We start from the raw sequence: 18,577 nt of genomic DNA, 5'->3' as shown, positions 1-18,577 counted from the left end.
TCGCCCCGGCCGCGCGCATGCGCCCGGCGTCCGTCCGCGCGCCGGTCAGTGGAGGATCCGGTACCGCACGTGCGTGACGTCCGGGGCGTCGACGACCCGGTCCTTCGCCAGCCGCAGCGCGGGGTCGACGCCGTCGAAGAGGCGGACGCCGCCGCCCAGCAGCAGCGGGACGACGTGCAGCTCCAACTCGTCGACGAGGCCCGCGTTCAGGTACTGGCGCGCGGTGTGCGCCCCGCCGGAGACCCGCACGTCCCCGCCGCGGGCCGCGGCGCGCGCCTGGTCGAGGGCGGCGTGGATGCCGTCCGTGACGTACGTGAAGACGGTGCCCTCACCGACCCGCGCGTCGCGGGCGCTGGTGGTGAGGACGAAGACGGGCGCCCGGAGGGGCGGCGGGTCGGGCCACGCCCGCTCGCCCCCGTCGAACGTGCGGCGGCCCATGACGTACGCCCCGGCGCGGTCGGGGTCCCCGGCGGCGTACCGCCACGCGTGGAGTCGCTCCCCGCCGTCCCCGAGGGGGTTGTCGGGCCCGGCGTGCGGCCCGGCGACGAAGCCGTCCAGGGACACGCCGAGGCTCACGAAGACCTTGCTCATCCCCCCATGCTCGCCCTCCCGGCCCCCCGCCGCACCGCGGGACCGCGCCGGACGGCCCGGGGGCGGCCCGGGGGGTGTGGAGCGCCGGGCCGGGGCCGCGTGGCGGGAGGCGCGGTGGCCCGCGGTTACAGCACCGGCAGGTTCTTGCGCAGCTCGAAGGCGGTGACCTCGGAGCGGTACTCCTCCCACTCCTGCTTCTTGTTGCGCAGGAAGAAGTCGAAGACGTGCTCGCCCAGGGTCTCCGCGACCAGCTCGCTGCGCTCCATCAGGGAGATCGCCTCGCCCAGGTTCTGCGGGAGCGGTTCGATGCCCATCGCGCGGCGCTCGCCGTCGGAGAGGGCCCACACGTCGTCGTCGGCGCCGGGGCCGAGCTCGTAGTTCTCCTCGATGCCGCGCAGGCCCGCGGCGAGGAGGAGGGCGTAGGAGAGGTACGGGTTGCAGCCGGCGTCGAGGGAGCGGACCTCGATGCGGGAGGAGCCGGTCTTGCCGGGCTTGTACATGGGGACGCGGATCAGCGCGGAGCGGTTGTTGTGGCCCCAGCAGATGTACGAGGGGGCCTCGCCGCCCGATCCGGCGGTGCGGGTGGAGCCGCCCCAGATGCGCTTGTAGGAGTTGACCCACTGGTTGGTGACGGCGGAGATCTCCGCGGCGTGGCGCAGGAGGCCCGCGATGAAGGAGCGGCCGACCTTGGACAGCTGGTACTCGGCGCCGGACTCGTAGAACGCGTTGCGGTCGCCCTCGAAGAGGGAGAGGTGGGTGTGCATGCCGGAGCCGGGGTACTCCGAGAACGGCTTCGGCATGAAGGTCGCCTGGACGCCCTGCTCCAGCGCCACCTGCTTCATGACCAGGCGGAACGTCATGATGTTGTCGGCCGTCGACAGGGCGTCGGCGTAGCGCAGGTCGATCTCCTGCTGGCCGGGGGCGCCCTCGTGGTGGGAGAACTCCACGGAGATGCCCATGGACTCCAGCATCGTGATGGCCTGCCGGCGGAAGTCCATGCCGACGTTCTGCGGGGTGTGGTCGAAGTAGCCGGAGTTGTCGGCGGGGGTGGGCCGCCTGCCGTCGACGGGCTTGTCCTTGAGCAGGAAGAACTCGATCTCGGGGTGGGTGTAGAAGGTGAAGCCGAGGTCGGAGGTCTTCGCGAGGATGCGCTTGAGGACGTAGCGGGGGTCGGCGAAGGACGGGGAGCCGTCGGGCATGAGGATGTCGCAGAACATCCGGGCCGTACCGGGGGCCTCGGCGCGCCAGGGGAGGATCTGGAAGGTGGCCGGGTCCGGCTTGGCGATCATGTCGGACTCGTACACGCGCGCGAAGCCCTCGATGGCCGAGCCGTCGAAGCCGATGCCCTCGTCGAACGCCTGCTCCAGTTCGGCGGGGGCGACGGCGACCGACTTGAGGAAGCCGAGCACGTCGGTGAACCACAGGCGCACGAAGCGGATGTCGCGCTCCTCCAGGGTTCGGAGCACAAATTCCTGCTGCTTGTCCATTTCCACACCCATCCTCGCTGATCAGGGCCAGCATGCCACCACACGGTTTCGTGCGCGTTGCGAACCCATAGTGCCCGGCCGGGTGTGGCGTACGTAACGTCAGGTGCCGCGCAGGGCGGGCGGCGGGGAGTTCCCGCAGACTGGGGCCATGGACCGTGTCCCGAGGGAACTGCCCGGTGTCCGTCCTCCGCGCTGGCTGCGCGCGGTGCCCTGGGGGCTGCTGCTGGCCGTGCTCGCGGCGCAGGTCCTGACGCCCGAGACGGTGCAGCTGGGCTTCGCGCTCGCCGTGGTGGCGCCGCTGGCGTCGCTGGCGTACGGGGTGCTCGGCACGTCGCTGGCGGCAGTCGTGGTCATGCTGGCGCTGGTCCTCCCCTACGCCCGCGCGGTGCACGCCACCGGCGGCGACCTGCTGGCGTTCGGGCTGATCGGCGGGGTGAGCGTGCTGCTGGCGTGGGCGCGCGCCCGGCGCGAGGCCCAGCTGGTGACGGTGCGCACGGTCGCGGAGGCCGCCCAGTACGCGGTGCTGCCGCCGCTGCCGCCGCGGGTGGGGCCGGTGCGGTGCGGGGCGCTGTACCGGGCGGCGGTGCGGACGGCGCTGGTCGGCGGGGACCTGTACGACGTGCAGCCCGGTCCGTACGGGGTGCGTGCGGTCGTGGCGGACGTGAAGGGGCACGGGCTGTCGGCGGTCTCGACGGTGGCGGCGCTGCTCGGCACGTTCCGGGAGGCGGTGCTGGACGAGCCGGAGCTGACGGGGGTGGCCGCGCGGCTGGACCGGCGGCTGGTGGTGGACTCCTCGCGGCAGGAGGACACGGAGCTGTTCGCGACGGCCGTGCTGGTGGAGTTCCCCCGCGACGCGCCGGACGACGGCGGGCCCGGCGGGCCGGGCGGGGACGGCGGGCCGGGCCGGAGGGTCGAGGCGCGGGTGCTGAGCTGCGGCCACCCCCCGCCGCTCCTGGTGACGGGGAACGGGGTGCGGGAGGTCGAGGTGGAGCCGGGTCCGCCGCTCGGGCTGGGCCTGACGGGGCCGTCCGCCCCGACCCCGGCGAGCGTGCCGCTGGAACCGTCGTGCGTGCTGCTGGCGCACACGGACGGGGTGACGGAGGCCCGTGACGCGGCCGGGGAGTTCTACCCGCTCACCGAGCGGATCCGGCCGGAACTCGACCCCGTGGCGCTGGTGCGGGCGGTGTGGCGGGACGTGTCGGGGTACACCGGCGAGATCGTCGACGACGTGGCGCTCCTCGCCCTGCGGGTGAGTCCCGCCGACTGAGCGCCCGCTCCCCCTGGCGTACGCAGGGGGGTGGCCGATTACCATCACGCCCATGGAGGGCCTGCGGCTCATACGCATCGCGCGTCCCGCGCGCATCGTGCGTCCCATGGCCCTGGTGAGCGCCGTGGCGACGCTCCTCGCCGCGCTGTTGCTGTGCTCCGGTCCCGCCGGGCACTCCGGCCGGGACGGGCACGCCGGTCCGGGCGGCGCCGCCCGCGACGGGCACGCGTCGGCGCGCGCGGTGGCGGACCCGCTGCCGTTCGACCCGGCGGCGGCGACCGCGAGCCGGTTCGGCTGCCCCTACGACGACCGCGACTGCGACCTCTTCCCCCCGCTCACCCCGGCGGTGCTGACCGTCCCGCCCCCGGACCCGCCGTCGCACGCGGACGGGCTCGCCCCGTTCGCCCCCGCGCCGGGCGCGGTGCGGCCCGACGGCCCCCGGGCCCCGCCCAGGGCCCCCGACCTCCACGTCCTGCAGGTGCTGCGGACCTGACGGGCCGCACGGCGCGTCCGCGCGCCGTCCCGCCGCCAGGTTCCCTCCCGCTCCCGCCCGGGAGCGCTCTCGCAGCAAGGAAACGATCCGTCATGACCCCCAACCGTTCCTCGTCCCCCGACCGCCGGGCCCGGATAGAGCAGATGCGCAGGGCCGAGCTGGCCCGCGAGCGCCGCACCCGCGTCCTCACACTGACGCTGAGCGCCGCCGTCGTCGCCGGTCTCGTCGGCTTCGGCGCGTACGTGCTCGACGAGGAGTCGCAGGAGAAGCAGCAGCAGGAGGCCGCGGCCAGGGCCCCCATCGCGGACGAGAAGTCGTGGGACGCGAAGAAGCTGGGCCGCGACCACGTCACGCAGACCGTCGCGTACCCGATGAAGCCGCCGGTGGGCGGCGACCACCACCAGGTGTGGATGGACTGCGACGGCGCCGTCTACGAGGAGCCCGTCCCCGAGGTGAACGCGGTCCACTCGCTGGAGCACGGCGCGGTGTGGGTGACGTACAACGACAAGGCCCCGAAGGACGCCGTCGAGGCGCTGGAGAAGAAGGTCGCCCGGACGCCGTACACGATGATGAGCCCGGTCGCGGACCAGGCGGGCGCGATCATGCTGTCGGCGTGGGGCAAGCAGGTCACCGTGGACGGCGCCGACGACCCGCGCGTGAACCAGTTCCTCGCCCGGTACGTGCAGGGCCCGCAGACGCCCGAGCCGGGTGCGGCGTGCACCGGCGGGATGAACGGGACGGCGAAGCGGTGACCCCCGCGGAGCCGGAGGGCGCGGACCGGGAGGCCGGCGCGGAGCCGGCCGCCCGCACCCGGCCGGGCCGGCTGGTCTGGCCGGCGGCGGGGGCGGTGGTGCTGGCGCTGCTGTTCGCGGGCTGGGCCACGGTCACGGCGCTGGGCCGGGACGCCGGGCGGCCGGCGGCGGCCGTGCCGGGCGACGGCTCGGCGGACGCCGGGTTCGCGCGGGACATGTCGGTGCACCACCAGCAGGCGGTGGAGATGTCGTTCATCGTGCGGGACCGCACGCGGGACGAGGAGGTGCGCCGTCTGGCGTACGACATCGCCAACACGCAGGCCAACCAGCGCGGCATGATGCTGGGCTGGCTGGACCTGTGGGGCCTGCCGAAGACGGCGCCGGACCGGGAGCCGATGGCCTGGATGGCGCGGGGCCACGGCACGGACCCCGGCGGGGCGTACGGCGGCGGCCACGGGGACGCGCACGGCGGCGGGGCGCACAGCGGCCCGGCCGCCACCGCCGGCGGGGCGCTCATGCCGGGCATGGCCACCAAGGCCGAGCTGGAGCGGCTGCGTTCGGCGAGCGGTGTCGCCGCCGAGGTGCTGTACCTCCAGCTGATGACCGACCACCACGAGGGCGGCGTCGCCATGGCGCAGGGCTGCGCCGACGCCTGCCGCGTCGGCGTGCAGCGGAGCCTCGCCCAGGGCATGGTCGACGCGCAGCGGTCGGAGATCGGCCTGATGGCCGACCTGCTGGCGAAGCGCGGGGCGAAGCCGCGCGGCTGACCCGCCGGGCCCGTGCCCGACCGCTGCGGCCCGCCGTCCGGGGTCGCAGCGGTCGCGGGGGCGGGTGGGCGCGTCCAGAATGAAGGGGCTCGGGGAGACCACGCATGCCCTTACGGAGGAACGCACCCCATGACCACCGCCCGAGACATCATGCACCCGGGGGCCCACTGGATCCCCGCCCACGAGACCCTGGACCGCGCCGCGCAGCTGATGCGCGAGCACAACGTGGGCGCGCTGCCCATCGCCGACGAGAACGAGCGGCTCTGCGGCATCGTCACGGACCGCGACATCGTCCTCAAGTGCGTCGCGGCGGGCCGCGACCCGTCCCGTGTGACGTGCGGCGACGTGGCGGAGGGCACCCCCCGCTGGATCGACGCGGGCGCGGACGTGAACGAGGTGCTGCGCGAGATGCAGAGCCACCGGATCAAGCGCCTGCCGGTCATCGAGAACAAGCGGCTGGTCGGCATCATCAGCGAGGCCGACCTCGCCCGGCACCTGCCGCAGGACAAGGTCGCCGAGTTCGCCCAGGGCGTGTACGCGCGGTCCTGACGCGGACCGTGCACGGCCCCGCCCGGCCTCACCGGGCCGGCGGGTGGAGGACCGCCCCGGCGATCGCGCCGGGGCGGTCCAGCATCATCAGGTGGCCCGCCCCCCGGACGAGGGTCAGGGGGGCATCCAGCGCGTCGGCGAGGGCCCGTTGGCGGGCCGTCCAGCGGTCGGTGCCGTCCGGGGAGTCCGGGGCGGCCAGCACCGTGACGGGGAGCCCGGCGGGCAGCGGGTGGCGGGCGCGCAGGGCGAGGAGCCCGGCGGCGACGGCCCGGTAGTGCGCGTTCTCCAGGAGGGCGCCGTCCAGGACGCGGCGGGTGCGGTAGCAGCGGCGTACCGGTGCGCGGCCGGCCGGGTCGGGCGCGTACCCGGCGCGGGAAAGGCGGACCAGCGCGCGGCGGGCGCGGGGGCCGAGCGCGGCGGGGGCGCCCGCGGCGGTGAGCAGGGCTCCCGCGGCGCGGGCCAGGGCGGTGTGGAGCGCGGCGGTGCGCGGGGCCGGGGCGCGCGCGTGCTCCTCCACGGACGCGTCGGCCAGGACCAGCGCCGCCGTCCGCGCCGGGTGCAGCCGGGCGAACGCCTCCGCGTGGAACCCGGCGAGGGAGTGCCCGACCACGGTCACCCGTTCGCCGCCCATCCCCAGCGCGTCCAGCAGGGCCGCGATCCGGTCCGCCTCGCCCCGCGCGGTCGGCGCCGCCCCGGCCGGGCCGCTCAGCCCGTGGCCGGGCCGGTCGAAGCGGACGACCGTGCGGTGCGGCGCGAGCAGCGGTACCACCGGGTCCCAGTCGAACCAGCACAGCGCCAGCCCGGCGCTCAGCACGCACACCGGCCCCGAGCCCTCGACGGCCACGTGGTGGGGCACGCCCCCCACCCGGACGAAGCGGTTCACCGGCGCCGTCCCGCGCGGCGCGGCAGCGACCGGGCCAGCAGGAGCAGCCAGACCGCCACCAGCAGCAGCTGCACGCGCTGGCCGGCGCCCAGCGCCCCGTGGCCGCGCCCCGCCTCGAACGCGGCGACCGCGGCGAGCGTCCAGGCCGTGGCGGCCAGCTCCAGCGCGACGAGGACCGGCCCGGTACGGGCGAGGGGCGGCCACCAGCCGTAGCGGCGGGCGGCGACGGTCAGCGCGACGACCGCCGTGACGGCGCCCGCCATCGCGAGGCCGGAGCTCACGGCGTGCGCGGCGTGCGTGGCCGGCACCAGGCCGGCGTCCTCGCGGGCCCGGCACACCGCGTCGGCGGTGGGCGCGCAGCTGAGCGGCAGCCGGGAGTCGGCGGCGGTGGCCGCGCCGAACACGGCCAGGGCCGCCCATCCGGTGACCGCCCAGAACCGGCGCCCGGCCGCGAGCAGCGGGGGCAGCGCGGCGGCCAGCAGCAGGACGCCCGCGAGCAGGTCGGTGGCGCGGAACAGGGCGCCCAGCGGCTGGTCGGTGGCGGCCAGTTCGCTGACGTACGACCGGGTGGGGTCCAGGCCGGTGGCGAGCGGCAGTTCGACGACCCAGGCGCTGTAGGAGAGGGCGCCCAGGACGAGGAGGACGGCGACCGGCCACCCGGGCGCGCCGCGCCTCTCCCGCGCGCCGGGGGCGGGCGGCGGGGCCTCGTCGCCGCGGCGGGGCCCCGCGGCCCGGGCGCCCCCGGGGGGCGGGCTCCGGTACGCGGCCGCCGGGGGGTGCGGGCGGCGGGCGGACGGGGCGGCGCGGCACGGGAGGTCCCCGCCGCCCGCCGCCCTGCCGCCCGGCCTCGTGACGATGCGCACGTGGGCCATCCTTCGGGGCGTGCGGGTGCGCGCTCGGTGGCGGCGCCCGCCCGCGGTCCGGCGCCCCGGTCCTGCGGGCGTCCGGCTCGCGCACGGTGCCCCGGCGCCTGACACCGGTGAAGACGCGCCGCGGGGCGGTTTGGATGCGGTCGCGGCGCGTCTCGTGCCGGCCGGCCCGGCCGGGGCGGCGCGGCCCGGGCGGAACGTCCGCTTCCACGGCGGGTCGGAGCGCCCGCCTCCGCTCCGGCGCGGACCTCCCCGCGGCGCCCGCCAGGACATCGCGTCGAATTGACGATTAGACTGGGCGGCGTGCCTCAACTACGCCTCGCCCTGAACCAGGTCGACTCGACCGTCGGCGACCTCGCCGGCAACGCCGAGACGATCGTGCACTGGACCCGGCACGCCGCCGAGCAGGGGGCGCACCTCGTCGTGTTCCCCGAGATGGCGCTGACCGGGTACCCCGTCGAGGACCTCGCCCTGCGGTCGTCGTTCGTGGAGGCGTCGCGCGCCCGGCTGCGCGCGCTCGCCGCCCGGCTCGCCGCCGAGGGCTTCGGGGACCTGCCGGTGGTCGTCGGCTACCTGGACCGCTGCGAGCGGGCCCAGCCGAGGTACGGGCAGCCCGCCGGCGCGCCGCAGAACGCCGCCGCCGTGCTGCACGGCGGCGGGGTGGCGCTGACCTTCGCCAAGCACCACCTGCCGAACTACGGCGTCTTCGACGAGTTCCGCTACTTCGTGCCGGGCGACACGCTGCCGGTCGTCCGGGTCCGCGGGGTGGACGTGGCGCTGGCGATCTGCGAGGACCTGTGGCAGGACGGCGGCCGCGTCCCGGCCGCCCGCAGCGCGGGCGCCGGGCTGCTGGTGTCGATCAACGCCTCGCCGTACGAGCGGAACAAGGACGACACCCGGCTGGAGCTGGTGCGCAAGCGCGCCCAGGAGGCCGGCTGCACCACCGCGTACCTGGCGATGATCGGCGGCCAGGACGAGCTGGTCTTCGACGGCGACTCGATCGTCGTCGACGCGGCCGGCGAGGTCGTCGCCCGCGCCCCGCAGTTCGCCGAGGGCAGCGTCGTCCTCGACCTCGACCTGCCGGCCGCGGCCGCCGAACCGGTCACCGGCGTCGTCGACGACGGCCTGCGCGTCGAACGCGTCGTGCTGTCCGGGGAGCCGCTGCCCGCGTACGAGCCGGAGCTGACCGGCGGTTACGCGGACCGCCTCGACGACGACGAGGAGGTCTACACGGCGCTCGTCGTGGGCCTGCGCGCGTACGCCGCGAAGAACGGCTTCCGGTCCGCGCTGGTCGGGCTGTCCGGCGGCATCGACTCGGCGCTGGTCGCCGCGATCGCCTGCGACGCGCTGGGCGCGCGGAACGTGTACGGCGTGTCGATGCCGTCGCGGTACTCGTCGGAGCACTCCAGGAGCGACGCGGCCGACCTGGCGCGCCGCACCGGGCTGAACTTCCGCACCGTGCCGATCGAGCCGATGTTCGCCGCGTACATGGGATCGCTGGGGCTGACCGGGCTCGCCGAGGAGAACCTCCAGTCCCGGCTGCGCGGCACCCTGCTGATGGCCCTGTCCAACCAGGAGGGCCACATCGTCCTCGCGCCGGGCAACAAGTCCGAGCTGGCGGTGGGCTACTCGACGCTGTACGGCGACTCGGTCGGCGCGTACGGGCCGATCAAGGACGTGTACAAGACGGCGGTGTTCCGGCTGGCGAGGTGGCGCAACCGGGCCGCCGAGGAGCGCGGCCGGACCCCGCCGATCCCGGAGTCCTCCCTCTCCAAGCCGCCGAGCGCCGAACTGCGCCCGGGCCAGGTCGACACGGACTCGCTGCCGGACTACGACGTGCTCGACCGGATCCTGGAGCTGTACGTGGACCGGGACCAGGGCAAGGACGCGATCGTCGCGGCGGGCTTCGACGAGGAGCTGGTGGCGCGGACGCTGCGGATGGTGGACACCGCCGAGTACAAGCGGCGCCAGTACCCGCCGGGTACGAAGATCTCCGCGAAGGGCTTCGGCAAGGATCGGCGGCTGCCCCTCACCAACCGGTGGCACGAGACGACGGCGACCCGGGGCTGACGGCGCCGCCGGCGCCCGGACGTGCGGAGGGGCCCCACCCGCGGGTGGGGCCCCTCCGCACGTCCGGGCGCCGCGGCCGGTCAGAACGTGACGCGGGCCGCGATCGGCAGGTGGTCGCTGTCGGTGCGCGGCAGGGACCAGGAGGCGACCGGTTCGACGCCCCGGACCAGGATCTGGTCGATGCGGGCCATCGGGAAGCCGGCCGGCCAGCTGAAGCCCATGCCGTCGCCGGCGGCGCCCTGGGTGGAGCGCAGCTGGGACGTGACGGCGTTCAGGGACCGGTCGTTCATGGTTCCGTTGAGGTCGCCGAGGAGGACCACCCGCCGGTTGGGCTCGGCGGCGATGGTCTCGCCGAGCCGGTCGGCGCTGCGGTCGCGCTGGTTGGCGGTGAACCCGGCGTGCAGCTTGACCCGCACGGACGGCAGGTGGGCGACGTACACCGCGACGGGCCCCTCGGGCGCGGCCACCGTGGCGCGCATGGCGCGGGTCCAGCCGAGCCGGATGTCGACGGGGCGGCTGTCGTCGAGCGGGTGGCGGCTCCACAGGCCGACCGTGCCGCGCACCGAGTGGTACGGGTACGCGTCGGCCAGCGCCTCCTCGTAGAGGGGCACCACCGCGGGCTTCAGCTCCACCAGCGCCAGCACGTCCGCCCCCGACGCGGCGACGGCGCGGGCGGTGCCCGCGGGGTCCGGGTTGTCGGCGTTCACGTTGTGCGAGACGACCATGAGGTCGCCGCCGGAGCCGTTCTTGTCCGTGACGAGCCCGCCGAAGAGGTCCAGCCACACGACGGCCGGGAGGAGGGCGGCGATCAGCGCGGTGGCCGAGCGGCGCAGCAGCGCGAGGCCGGCCAGCAGCGGGACGAGCAGGCCGAACCAGGGCAGGAACGTCTCGATGAGGCTGCCGAGGTTGCCGATGTCGTTGGGGATGTGGCGGTGCAGGACCATCAGCAGCGCGAGGAGGACCGCGCACGCGGACAGCACGGCGCCGCGCCGCCAGACGCCGGGGTCGCGCCGCCAGCGGGCGACCACCGAGCGGACCCGGGACCCCGCGCGCCGTTCCTCCGCGGCGCCGTTCCCCGTCTCCGTCATGCCGTCCACCCGCACCATTCCGTCGTCCTCACGTACCTGTCGGTTGCTTCCCGTGCCGGACCCCGACCCTAGGGGATCGTCCGCTGGTCACCGCACGGCCGTACTGCCTGAGGGACGACGGCGCTCCCCGGGCGGGTTCCTGGGGTCGCGGCCGCCGGGCGGGTTGTGACGAAACGCGCACACTCGTGGATGGGCGCCGGGGGCCGGACGGGTGGTCAGGGGCGGACGGCGGCGCCGGCCAGGACGGTGTCCACGACCAGGGCCGGGAGGTCCTCGTCGAGGTCGGCGCCGGGGGCCATGGCGGCGCGCAGGACGAGGGGCCCGACGAGCAGGTCGACGAGCAGCTCCACGTCGGCGTCCGGGCGGATCTCCCCGGTGGCGACGCCGCGCCGCAGCACGTCCAGGGTGGCGCGGCGGTGCGGCTCGACCACGGTGCGGCGGTACGCCTCCCGGAGCTTCGGGTAGCCGTGGAGCTGGGCGAAGAGGGCGTGGAGGGCGGCGGACGAGCGCCGGGCGGTGCCGCGCAGGCGGACGGCCTCCAGGAGGGCGATCAGGTCGTCCCGCACGGAGGTGCCGGGCGGTTCGGGCCGCGCCGGGCCGGCGGACCGCAGCAGGTCGACGAGCAGCTCCTCCTTGCCGGACCAGCGCCGGTAGACGGTCGCCTTGCCGACGCCGGCGGTCCGGGCGATCCGCTCGACGGACAGCGCGGCCGGCGGGACGCCCTCCTCCAGCAGGCGTACGACCGCGTCGAGGACGGCCCGCTCGGCCGCCTCGCTGCGCGGCCGCCCCCGCCGGGCGGCCGCGCGCCCTCCCGTGCCGCCGCCAGGGCCGCCGCTGCCGTCGCCGTGGGCAGCGTCCGGGGCGGTGCCCGGGGCGGTGCCCGGGGCGACGTCCGGGGCGGGTCGGTCGGGGGTCTGCGGGGGCATGGTGGCGCCGCCTCTCGCCGGGTCGTACGGCTGCCGCGTCATACGGCTGCCGCGTGCGTACGGCTGCCGCGTGCGTACGGCTATCGGGGGACCGATTCTCGCGCGCCGCCCTCCGCCGTCCGCTCCCGGTCCCCCGCCGCCGGGGGGCGGCCCGGCAGGAACGCGGCGACCACCGCCGCCCCCAGCGCGGCGACACCGGCCGCGCACAGGGCCGTCACGTGCATCGCCGCCAGGAACGCCGCGTGCGCCGGGGCGACGAGCGCCTCCCCCGCCGGGCCGAGCCGGCTCGCGGCGGCGAGGGTGGCCTCGACGGACTCGCCCGCCGCGGCCCGCGCGCCCGGCGGCACCGCGTCGAGGTGCCCCTCGATGCGGCTCCGGTAGACGGCCGACAGCAGCGAGCCGAGCACGGCCACCCCGAGCGCCCCGCCGATCTGCCGGAACGTGTTGTTGACGGCCGACCCCGAGCCGGCCTTCTCGCGCGGCAGGGCCTGCATCACGGCGACCGTCACGGGCGGCATGACGTGGGCCATGCCCGCGCCCTGGGCGAACAGCACCAGCTCCACCGCCCACACCGGCGTGCCCGTGTCGAAACCGGCGAACGCGGCCAGGCACGCGGCCACCACCAGCAACCCCGCCGCGCACACCGCGCGCGCCCCGAACCGCCGTACCACCAACCGGGAACGCGGGGCGAACAGCAGCTGCGTCACCGCCAGCGGCAGGAGCATCAGCCCGGCCTGGAGCGGGCTGAAGCCGCGCACGCTCTGCAGGTAGAACACCGAGACGAAGGTCACGCCCATCAGGGCGAAGAAGACCAGCGCGATCCCGCCCACGGCCGCCGAGAAGACGGGCTTGCGGAAGTAGGCCATGTCGAGCGCCGGGTGCGGGCTGCGCCGTTCGTGGACGACGAACCCGGCCAGGACCAGCACCCCGCCCACGACGGGCAGCAGCACGGTCGGGTCGGTCAGGTCGGCCAGCTCGCCGCCCCGGATGATGCCGAACACCAGCAGCACCAGGCCGACGATCGACAGCCCCACCCCGACCGGGTCGATCCGCCCGGGCGCGGGGTCGCGGGACTCCGGCACCAGCAGCCCCACGGCGGCCAGCGAGACCGCCACGACCGGCACGTTCACCAGGAAGATCGACCCCCACCAGAAGTGCTCCAGCAGCAGCCCTCCCAGGACCGGGCCGACCGCGATCGCCACGCCCACCGCGCCGACCCACACGCCGATGGCCCGCGGCTGCTCGTCGCGCTCGAAGACGTTCATCAGGATGGCGAGCGTCGCCGGCATCACGAACGCCGCCCCGAACCCCATCACGGCCCGGTACGCGACCAGCTCCACCGGCGAGTCCGCGAAGGCGGCCAGCGCCGAGGCGATCCCGAAGACCACCGTGCCGAACAGCAGCGTCCTGCGGCGGCCCAGCCGGTCGCCGAGGAGCCCCGCCGTGAACAGCAGTCCCGCGAAGACCAGGGCGTACGCGTTGACGGCCCACTCCAGCTGGCCCTGGGTGGCGCCGATCCCGACGGGCGGCGGGCTCGCGACGGTCTTCACCGCCACGTTGAGGATCGAGTTGTCCAGCACCACGAACAGCAGGCTCAGCATCATCACCGCGAGGATCACCCAGCGCCGCCGGTGCACGTCCGGCGGCACCTCCGGCGCCCGCCCCGGTACGCCGTCGCGGGCGGGGCGCGGGGGGTGCGGCGGGGGCGGGGACCGGTCCATGCACCCACCGTAGGACGGATTCCGATACGGCGCCGTCTCGTATTGCTCCCCCCACTTCCCCCCGTCCGGCACGAAGTGCCACCATGGTCGTGGTCCGGGGACGCCGTCAGGGCGCCTCGAGATGACGAAGGAGCCGTTTCACATGACGCTTCAGCCTGCCCCGAAACAGCCCGGCGACAGCGGCGGGGAGCAGGGCGCCAAGCACCCCAGGGCGCTGTACGGCGGGAAGGGCGCGCGCCGCATCACCGTCCACGACATCGCCGCCGCCAAGGAGCGCGGCGAGAAGTGGCCCATGCTGACCGCGTACGACGCGATGACGGCGTCGGTCTTCGACGAGGCCGGCATCCCGGTCCTCCTCGTCGGCGACTCCATGGGCAACTGCCACCTCGGCTACGAGACCACCGTGCCCGTCACGATGGACGAGATGGCCCTCCTGTCCGCCGCCGTCGTCCGGGGCACCAAGCGCGCCCTCGTCGTCGGCGACCTGCCGTTCGGCTCGTACCAGGAGGGCCCCGTACAGGCCCTGCGGTCGGCGACGCGGCTGGTGAAGGAGTCCGGGGTCGGCGCGGTCAAGCTGGAGGGCGGCGAGCGCTCGCTGCCCCAGACGCGGGCGCTGGTGCAGTCCGGCATCCCGGTGATGTCCCACCTCGGCCTGACCCCCCAGTCCGTGAACACCATGGGCTACCGGGTGCAGGGCCGCGCCGACGAGGACGCGCACCGGCTGCTGCGGGACGCCAAGGCGGCGCAGGACGCGGGCGCGTTCGCGGTGGTCCTGGAGCTCGTGCCGGCCGAGCTGGCCGCCGAGGTCACCCGCTCCCTGCACATCCCGACGGTCGGCATCGGCGCGGGGCCGGACACGGACGCGCAGGTCCTGGTGTGGACGGACATGACCGGGATGACCGGCGGCCGGGTGCCGCGCTTCACCCGGCAGTACGCCGACCTGCGCCGCACCCTGGGCGACGCGGCGCAGGCGTTCGCCGAGGACGTCGCCGGCGGGGCGTTCCCCGCCGAGGAGCACACCTTCCACTGAGCCACCGCGGCACGAACGGCGGCCCGCCGACTTCCCCCATCGGCGGGCCGCCGCCGCGCCCCGGCCCCCCGGCGGACCGTCACGGCGCCCCCGGCCCCGTCCACGGACCGTCGCCGCGCCCCCGGCCCCGCGTCCGGCCCCGGCCCCACGTTCGGCCCCGTCCACGCGCCCTCGCCGCGCCCCCGGCCCCGTCCGCCCGGCGGCGTACGGCGGTACGGTCGTGGTCCCCGACCGAGGAGGGTCCGCCCGTGGCCGTCGCCGTCTCCCGCCGGATCAGCCCCGTGTTCCTCGGGATCGCCGCCGCCACCGCGGCCGCCGGGTGGGCGGTGTGGAGCCGCGCCGGCGGCGGGATCGGGCTCGCCGTCGCGGTGTTCCTGTTCGTCACCGGGGCGTGGGTCGTGTCGCTGTGCCTGCACGAGTACGCGCACGCCCGGACCGCGCTGCACTGCGGCGACCGGTCCGTGGCGGCGAAGGGCTACCTGACGCTGAACCCGCTGAGGTACACCCACGCCGTGCTGAGCGTGCTGCTGCCGGTGCTGTTCCTGGTGACGGGCGGGATCGGGCTGCCGGGCGGGGCCGTGTTCGTCGAGCGGCACCGCATCCGGGGCCGGTGGCGGCACAGCCTGGTCTCGGCGGCGGGTCCGCTGACCAACGCGCTGTTCGCGCTCGTGTGCACGGCGCCGTTCTGGCTGGGCGCCCTCGACGGCGTGCCGCCGGGCTTCCGGTTCGCGCTGGCGTTCACGGCGCTGCTCCAGGTGACGGCGGCGGCCTTGAACGCCCTGCCGGTGCCGGGGCTCGACGGGTACGGGGTGGTGGAGCCGTGGCTGTCGGAGCGGGCCCGGCGGCGGGTCGAGCCGTTCGCGCCGTACGGGCTGCTCGCCGTGTTCGTGCTGCTGCTCGCCCCGGAGGTCAACGGGGTGTTCTTCGGCCTGGTCGACGGGGTGCTCGGCGCGCTGGGCGTCACCGGGGCGGAGTCGTCCTGCGGGCGGGACCTCTACCGCTTCTGGCGGGAGACCGATCCGGCCTGCGCGTTCCTGTCGGGTGTCACGGGGTGACCTGGCGGGAGCGCCGCCAGTAGTACCAGGTCATGTTGGAGGAGACGCCGGCGAGCAGCACCCACACGATGCCGAGCCGGCTGCCCTGGACGAACGAGACCACGGCCGCGACGGTGGCCAGGACGCACACGGCGAGCGTGTAGAGGGCGAGGCGGGGCATGGGGGTCGGCTCCTGTCCGGTGCGGGGGCGGTGCCCGTCCAGTGTCCCCCATGCGCCCCGGTGGCCCGCTCAGCGGCCCGGTGACTCCTCGACGTCGGTGAGGCGCAGGCCGGCGTGGGCCCGGTAGCGGCGGTTGACGGAGATCAGGTTCGCGACGAGCGACTCGACCTGGTGGGCGCCCCGCAGCCGCCCGGCGAAGACGCCCCGCATGCCGGGGATGCGGGCGGCGAGGGCCTGCACGAGGTCGGTGTCGGCGCGCTTCTCGCCGAGGACCATCACGTCCGTGTCGATCTCGTCGATCGTCTCGTCCTGGAGCAGCACGGCCGACAGGTGGTGGAACGCCGCCGTCACCCGCGACTCGGGGAGCAGCGCGGCGGCCTGCTGGGCGGCGCTGCCCTCCTCCGGCCTGAGCGCGTACGCGCCCTGCTTGTCGAAGCCGAGCGGGTTCACGCAGTCGACGACGAGCTTGCCGCGCAGGTCCTCGCGCAGCGCCCGCAGCGTCGCGGCGTGGCCCTCCCACGGCACGGCGACGATCACGACGTCGCTGCGGCGGGCGCACTCGGCGTTGTCGGCGCCCTCCACGCCGAGGCCCAGCTCGGCGGCGGCCGCGCGGGCCCGCTCGGCGGCGCGCGACCCGATGATCACCTTCTGGCCGGCGCGGGCCAGCCGGTAGGCGAGGCCGCGCCCCTGGTCGCCGGTGCCGCCGAGGACGCCGACGACGAGGCCCGACACGTCGGGCAGGTCCCAGGGGTCCCGGGCGGCCTTCTTGGTCTCCGTCTCACTCATGGTGCCGACACTACGTGCCACCGCCCCCGTACGGGTGACGGGACCGCGAAGCGCCGCGCCGGGCGGGCCGGGGCGGGCAGGATGCGGCGTCATGGATGCGGTACGGGTCGCCCTGCTCCGTGACGTGCTCGCCGGGACCGCGTGGCCGGCGGCGGCACGCGGCTTCGCCGGGGCGCTGCGGTCCTCCGTCGTGCGGCACGGCGGCGGGCTGCTGCTGGTGGGCACCGCGGAGTACGAGCCGTGGCACCTGGCCGCGCACCTGGTGGACGAGGCGATGTGGGCGGGCCTCCCGGAGCTGTCGCCCACCCTCGTGCGGCACCGGGTGGAGCCCTCCGACCCGGCGCACCTGGCGGTGGGGCTGGGCCGGCTGGAGGCGGCCGGGCGGGGCGCGACGCTGCTGGTCGTGGCGCCCCGGCGGCCGGACGGCGGCCTGCTGGAGCGGGTGCACGGGGCGCGGCGGGCCGGGGCGACGGTGCTGTCGCTGGACGGCGGCGACCGGGAGGTCCACGGCCTGGCGCACGAGTCGCTCACGGTCGACCCGGCGCGCGACGAGGGCGTCGACCTGGACACGGTGCAGCACCTGGTGAGCGCGGCGGCCGGTGAGAACAGCCTGCCCGCGCCGCGCGGCCGCGGCCGGCTGCGCGACCGGTTGTCCCGGCTCGCCGACCACCTGACGTCGCCGCCGCCCGCGCGCTGGTAAAACCGGTTGCCCGGGCCACCGGTCCGCGCGCAGCATGGCGCCTCGTGACATGGAAGCCGTCCGCGCTGCTGCCCGACCTCTCCCCCTGGCGGTCCTCGCGCGACTTCCGCCTGCTGTGGGTCCAGGGGCTCATCGCCTACTTCGGCAGCTTCACGGCGATGGTCGCGCTGCCGCTGCAGATCAAGGAGCTCACCGGCTCGCCGTTCGCGGTGGGCGCCATGGGCGCGGTCGAGCTGGTCCCGCTGGTCGTGTTCGGCCTGTACGGGGGCGCGCTCGCCGACGCGGTCGACCGGCGCCGGATGATCCTCGCCACGGAGGCCGGGCTCGCGCTGCTCGCCGCCGTCCTGCTGCTGAACGCGCTGCTGCCGCGGCCGATGCTGTGGCCGCTGTACGTCGTCGCGGCCGGCGTCTCCGCGATGGCCGGGCTCCAGCGGCCCGCGCTGGACGCGCTGATCGCCCGGATCGTGCCGCACGACCAGCTCCTGGCGGCGGCCGCGCTCAACGCGCTGCGCTGGCAGCTGGGGGCCGTCGCCGGGCCCGCGCTGGCGGGGCTCGTCGTGGCGTACGCGGGCCACGGCCCGGCGTACGCCACGACCGTGTGCTGCTTCGCCGTGTCCGTGGCGCTGTGCCTGCGCCTCTCCCCCGCCCCGCCCGCGGGCGGGGCGGGCCGGCCGTCGCTGCGGGGCATCGCGGAGGGCGCGCGGTACGCCTGGTCGCGGCCCGTCCTGCTCGGCACGTACGCGATCGACCTCGCCGCGATGCTGCTGGCGTACCCGCCGACGCTGTTCCCGTTCCTGGCGGACGAGCTGGACGCGAAGTGGTCGCTGGGGCTGATGTACGCGGCGGGGTCCGTGGGGTCGGTGGTGCTCACGTTGACGAGCGGGTGGACGTCGCGGGTGCGGCGGCACGGGCTGATGGTGGTGTTCGGCGCCGCCGGGTGGGGGCTGGCCGTCGCGGGGGCGGGCTGGTTCGACGACGTGTGGGCGGTGCTGCTGTGCCTGGCGGTCGCGGGCGCGGGCGACATGCTCAGCGGCCTCGGCCGGTCGACGATCTGGAACCAGACGATCCCCGACGGGCTGCGGGGGCGGCTGGCCGGGATCGAGGTGCTGTCGTACAGCGTGGGCCCGCAACTGGGGCAGGTGCGCTCGGGGGCCATGGCCGGGTGGACCGGCACCCGCGGGGCCGTGTGGGGCGGCGGGCTGGCGTGCGTCGCGGCGGTGGGGCTGCTGGCCGCCGCGCTGCCGCGGCTCGTGGCGTACGACGCGACGACCGACCCCGACGCCCGGCGCCGGCGGGCGGCCGGGGCCCCGTAGGCCGCCGCCCGCGCGGCCCCGGGACCGGCCCGCCTCCCCGCCCCGGCCGGACGGGGGGCGGGGAGGCGGG

Annotated in this window: 19 protein-coding genes; 10 read left to right on the top strand and 9 right to left on the bottom strand. The window is 76.2% G+C overall.

Annotated features, from left to right (window positions below; translation table 11 throughout):
* Nucleotides 1–45: 45 nt before the first annotated feature.
* Together IE106_RS19115 and glnA2 are read right to left on the bottom strand one after the other, a co-directional pair.
* A complete protein-coding gene (locus tag IE106_RS19115; RefSeq protein ID WP_189535611.1) occupies nt 46–591 on the bottom strand; it encodes a dihydrofolate reductase family protein in 546 nt (181 codons plus the stop codon).
* 125 nt (nt 592–716) lie between these two features.
* A complete protein-coding gene (glnA2, locus tag IE106_RS19110) occupies nt 717–2,078 on the bottom strand; it encodes a gamma-glutamylpolyamine synthetase GlnA2 (protein ID WP_189535610.1) in 1,362 nt (453 codons plus the stop codon).
* A 148-nt stretch (nt 2,079–2,226) separates the two neighbouring features.
* On the opposite strand from glnA2, the gene IE106_RS19105 reads away from it, so the two are divergent.
* From IE106_RS19105 to IE106_RS19085, 5 genes are all read left to right on the top strand, one after another.
* Nucleotides 2,227–3,345, top strand: coding sequence for a PP2C family protein-serine/threonine phosphatase (locus IE106_RS19105; protein ID WP_189535609.1), 1,119 nt, complete (start codon nt 2,227–2,229; stop codon nt 3,343–3,345).
* Between the two features lie 52 nt (nt 3,346–3,397).
* Nucleotides 3,398–3,838, top strand: coding sequence for a hypothetical protein (locus tag IE106_RS19100; protein ID WP_189535608.1), 441 nt, complete (start codon nt 3,398–3,400; stop codon nt 3,836–3,838).
* A 92-nt stretch (nt 3,839–3,930) separates the two neighbouring features.
* Complete coding sequence (locus IE106_RS19095; protein WP_189535607.1) at nt 3,931–4,590, top strand: thioredoxin-like domain-containing protein; 660 nt, start codon at nt 3,931–3,933, stop codon at nt 4,588–4,590.
* 71 nt (nt 4,591–4,661) lie between these two features.
* Nucleotides 4,662–5,357 carry a DUF305 domain-containing protein gene (locus tag IE106_RS19090; protein ID WP_229840605.1) on the top strand — a complete coding sequence of 232 codons (696 nt, stop codon included), beginning with the start codon at nt 4,662–4,664 and terminating at the stop codon, nt 5,355–5,357.
* Nucleotides 5,358–5,486: 129 nt separating this feature from the next.
* Nucleotides 5,487–5,906, top strand: coding sequence for a CBS domain-containing protein (locus IE106_RS19085; protein WP_189535606.1), 420 nt, complete (start codon nt 5,487–5,489; stop codon nt 5,904–5,906).
* A gap of 28 nt (nt 5,907–5,934) precedes the next feature.
* On the opposite strand, the gene IE106_RS19080 is transcribed toward IE106_RS19085, so the two are convergent.
* Nucleotides 5,935–6,771 (bottom strand): alpha/beta fold hydrolase, encoded by an 837-nt coding sequence (locus IE106_RS19080; protein WP_229840604.1) that lies wholly within the window; start codon nt 6,769–6,771, stop codon nt 5,935–5,937.
* Nucleotides 6,772–6,785: 14 nt separating this feature from the next.
* Nucleotides 6,786–7,421, bottom strand: a complete 636-nt coding sequence (locus IE106_RS19075) for a DUF998 domain-containing protein (RefSeq protein ID WP_189535920.1) — start codon at nt 7,419–7,421, stop codon at nt 6,786–6,788.
* Between the two features lie 540 nt (nt 7,422–7,961).
* Here IE106_RS19075 and IE106_RS19070 point away from each other — a divergent pair.
* The gene (locus IE106_RS19070; RefSeq protein WP_189535604.1) at nt 7,962–9,728 is read left to right on the top strand and encodes an NAD+ synthase; all 1,767 of its coding nucleotides are present in this window, start codon (nt 7,962–7,964) and stop codon (nt 9,726–9,728) included.
* Between the two features lie 80 nt (nt 9,729–9,808).
* Here the strand turns inward: IE106_RS19070 and IE106_RS19065 are convergent, their stop codons facing one another.
* From IE106_RS19065 to IE106_RS19055, 3 genes are all read right to left on the bottom strand, one after another.
* Nucleotides 9,809–10,756, bottom strand: a complete 948-nt coding sequence (locus tag IE106_RS19065; RefSeq protein WP_373295965.1) for an endonuclease/exonuclease/phosphatase family protein — start codon at nt 10,754–10,756, stop codon at nt 9,809–9,811.
* Between the two features lie 275 nt (nt 10,757–11,031).
* Nucleotides 11,032–11,742 carry a TetR/AcrR family transcriptional regulator gene (locus IE106_RS19060; protein WP_189535602.1) on the bottom strand — a complete coding sequence of 237 codons (711 nt, stop codon included), beginning with the start codon at nt 11,740–11,742 and terminating at the stop codon, nt 11,032–11,034.
* 80 nt (nt 11,743–11,822) lie between these two features.
* Entirely contained in the window at nt 11,823–13,463 is a 1,641-nt protein-coding gene (locus IE106_RS19055) for an MFS transporter (protein ID WP_373295961.1), read from the bottom strand.
* 142 nt (nt 13,464–13,605) lie between these two features.
* Here IE106_RS19055 and panB point away from each other — a divergent pair, with 142 nt between their 5' ends.
* Both panB and IE106_RS19045 read left to right on the top strand, forming a co-directional pair.
* The gene (gene panB, locus IE106_RS19050; RefSeq protein WP_189535601.1) at nt 13,606–14,493 is read left to right on the top strand and encodes a 3-methyl-2-oxobutanoate hydroxymethyltransferase; all 888 of its coding nucleotides are present in this window, start codon (nt 13,606–13,608) and stop codon (nt 14,491–14,493) included.
* 248 nt (nt 14,494–14,741) lie between these two features.
* On the top strand, nt 14,742–15,548 hold the full coding sequence (locus IE106_RS19045; RefSeq protein ID WP_189535600.1) for a site-2 protease family protein: 807 nt from the start codon (nt 14,742–14,744) through the stop codon (nt 15,546–15,548).
* Here the strand turns inward: IE106_RS19045 and IE106_RS19040 are convergent.
* Nucleotides 15,538–15,708, bottom strand: coding sequence for a hypothetical protein (locus IE106_RS19040; protein WP_189535599.1), 171 nt, complete (start codon nt 15,706–15,708; stop codon nt 15,538–15,540). The genes IE106_RS19045 and IE106_RS19040 overlap by 11 nt on opposite strands.
* A gap of 69 nt (nt 15,709–15,777) precedes the next feature.
* Complete coding sequence (gene npdG, locus IE106_RS19035; protein WP_189535598.1) at nt 15,778–16,494, bottom strand: NADPH-dependent F420 reductase; 717 nt, start codon at nt 16,492–16,494, stop codon at nt 15,778–15,780.
* A gap of 91 nt (nt 16,495–16,585) precedes the next feature.
* Between npdG and IE106_RS19030 the strand changes: the two genes are divergently transcribed.
* Together IE106_RS19030 and IE106_RS19025 are read left to right on the top strand one after the other, a co-directional pair.
* Nucleotides 16,586–17,194, top strand: coding sequence for a hypothetical protein (locus tag IE106_RS19030; RefSeq protein ID WP_189535596.1), 609 nt, complete (start codon nt 16,586–16,588; stop codon nt 17,192–17,194).
* Between the two features lie 44 nt (nt 17,195–17,238).
* Nucleotides 17,239–18,507 carry an MFS transporter gene (locus tag IE106_RS19025; protein WP_189535594.1) on the top strand — a complete coding sequence of 423 codons (1,269 nt, stop codon included), beginning with the start codon at nt 17,239–17,241 and terminating at the stop codon, nt 18,505–18,507.
* Nucleotides 18,508–18,577: the final 70 nt, after the last annotated feature.

The organism is Streptomyces roseolilacinus, assembly GCF_014649335.1.
Taxonomy (GTDB): domain Bacteria; phylum Actinomycetota; class Actinomycetes; order Streptomycetales; family Streptomycetaceae; genus Streptomyces; species Streptomyces roseolilacinus.
Note: the sequence above shows the minus strand (reverse complement) of the source record. Positions and strands in the feature narration are given on the sequence as shown.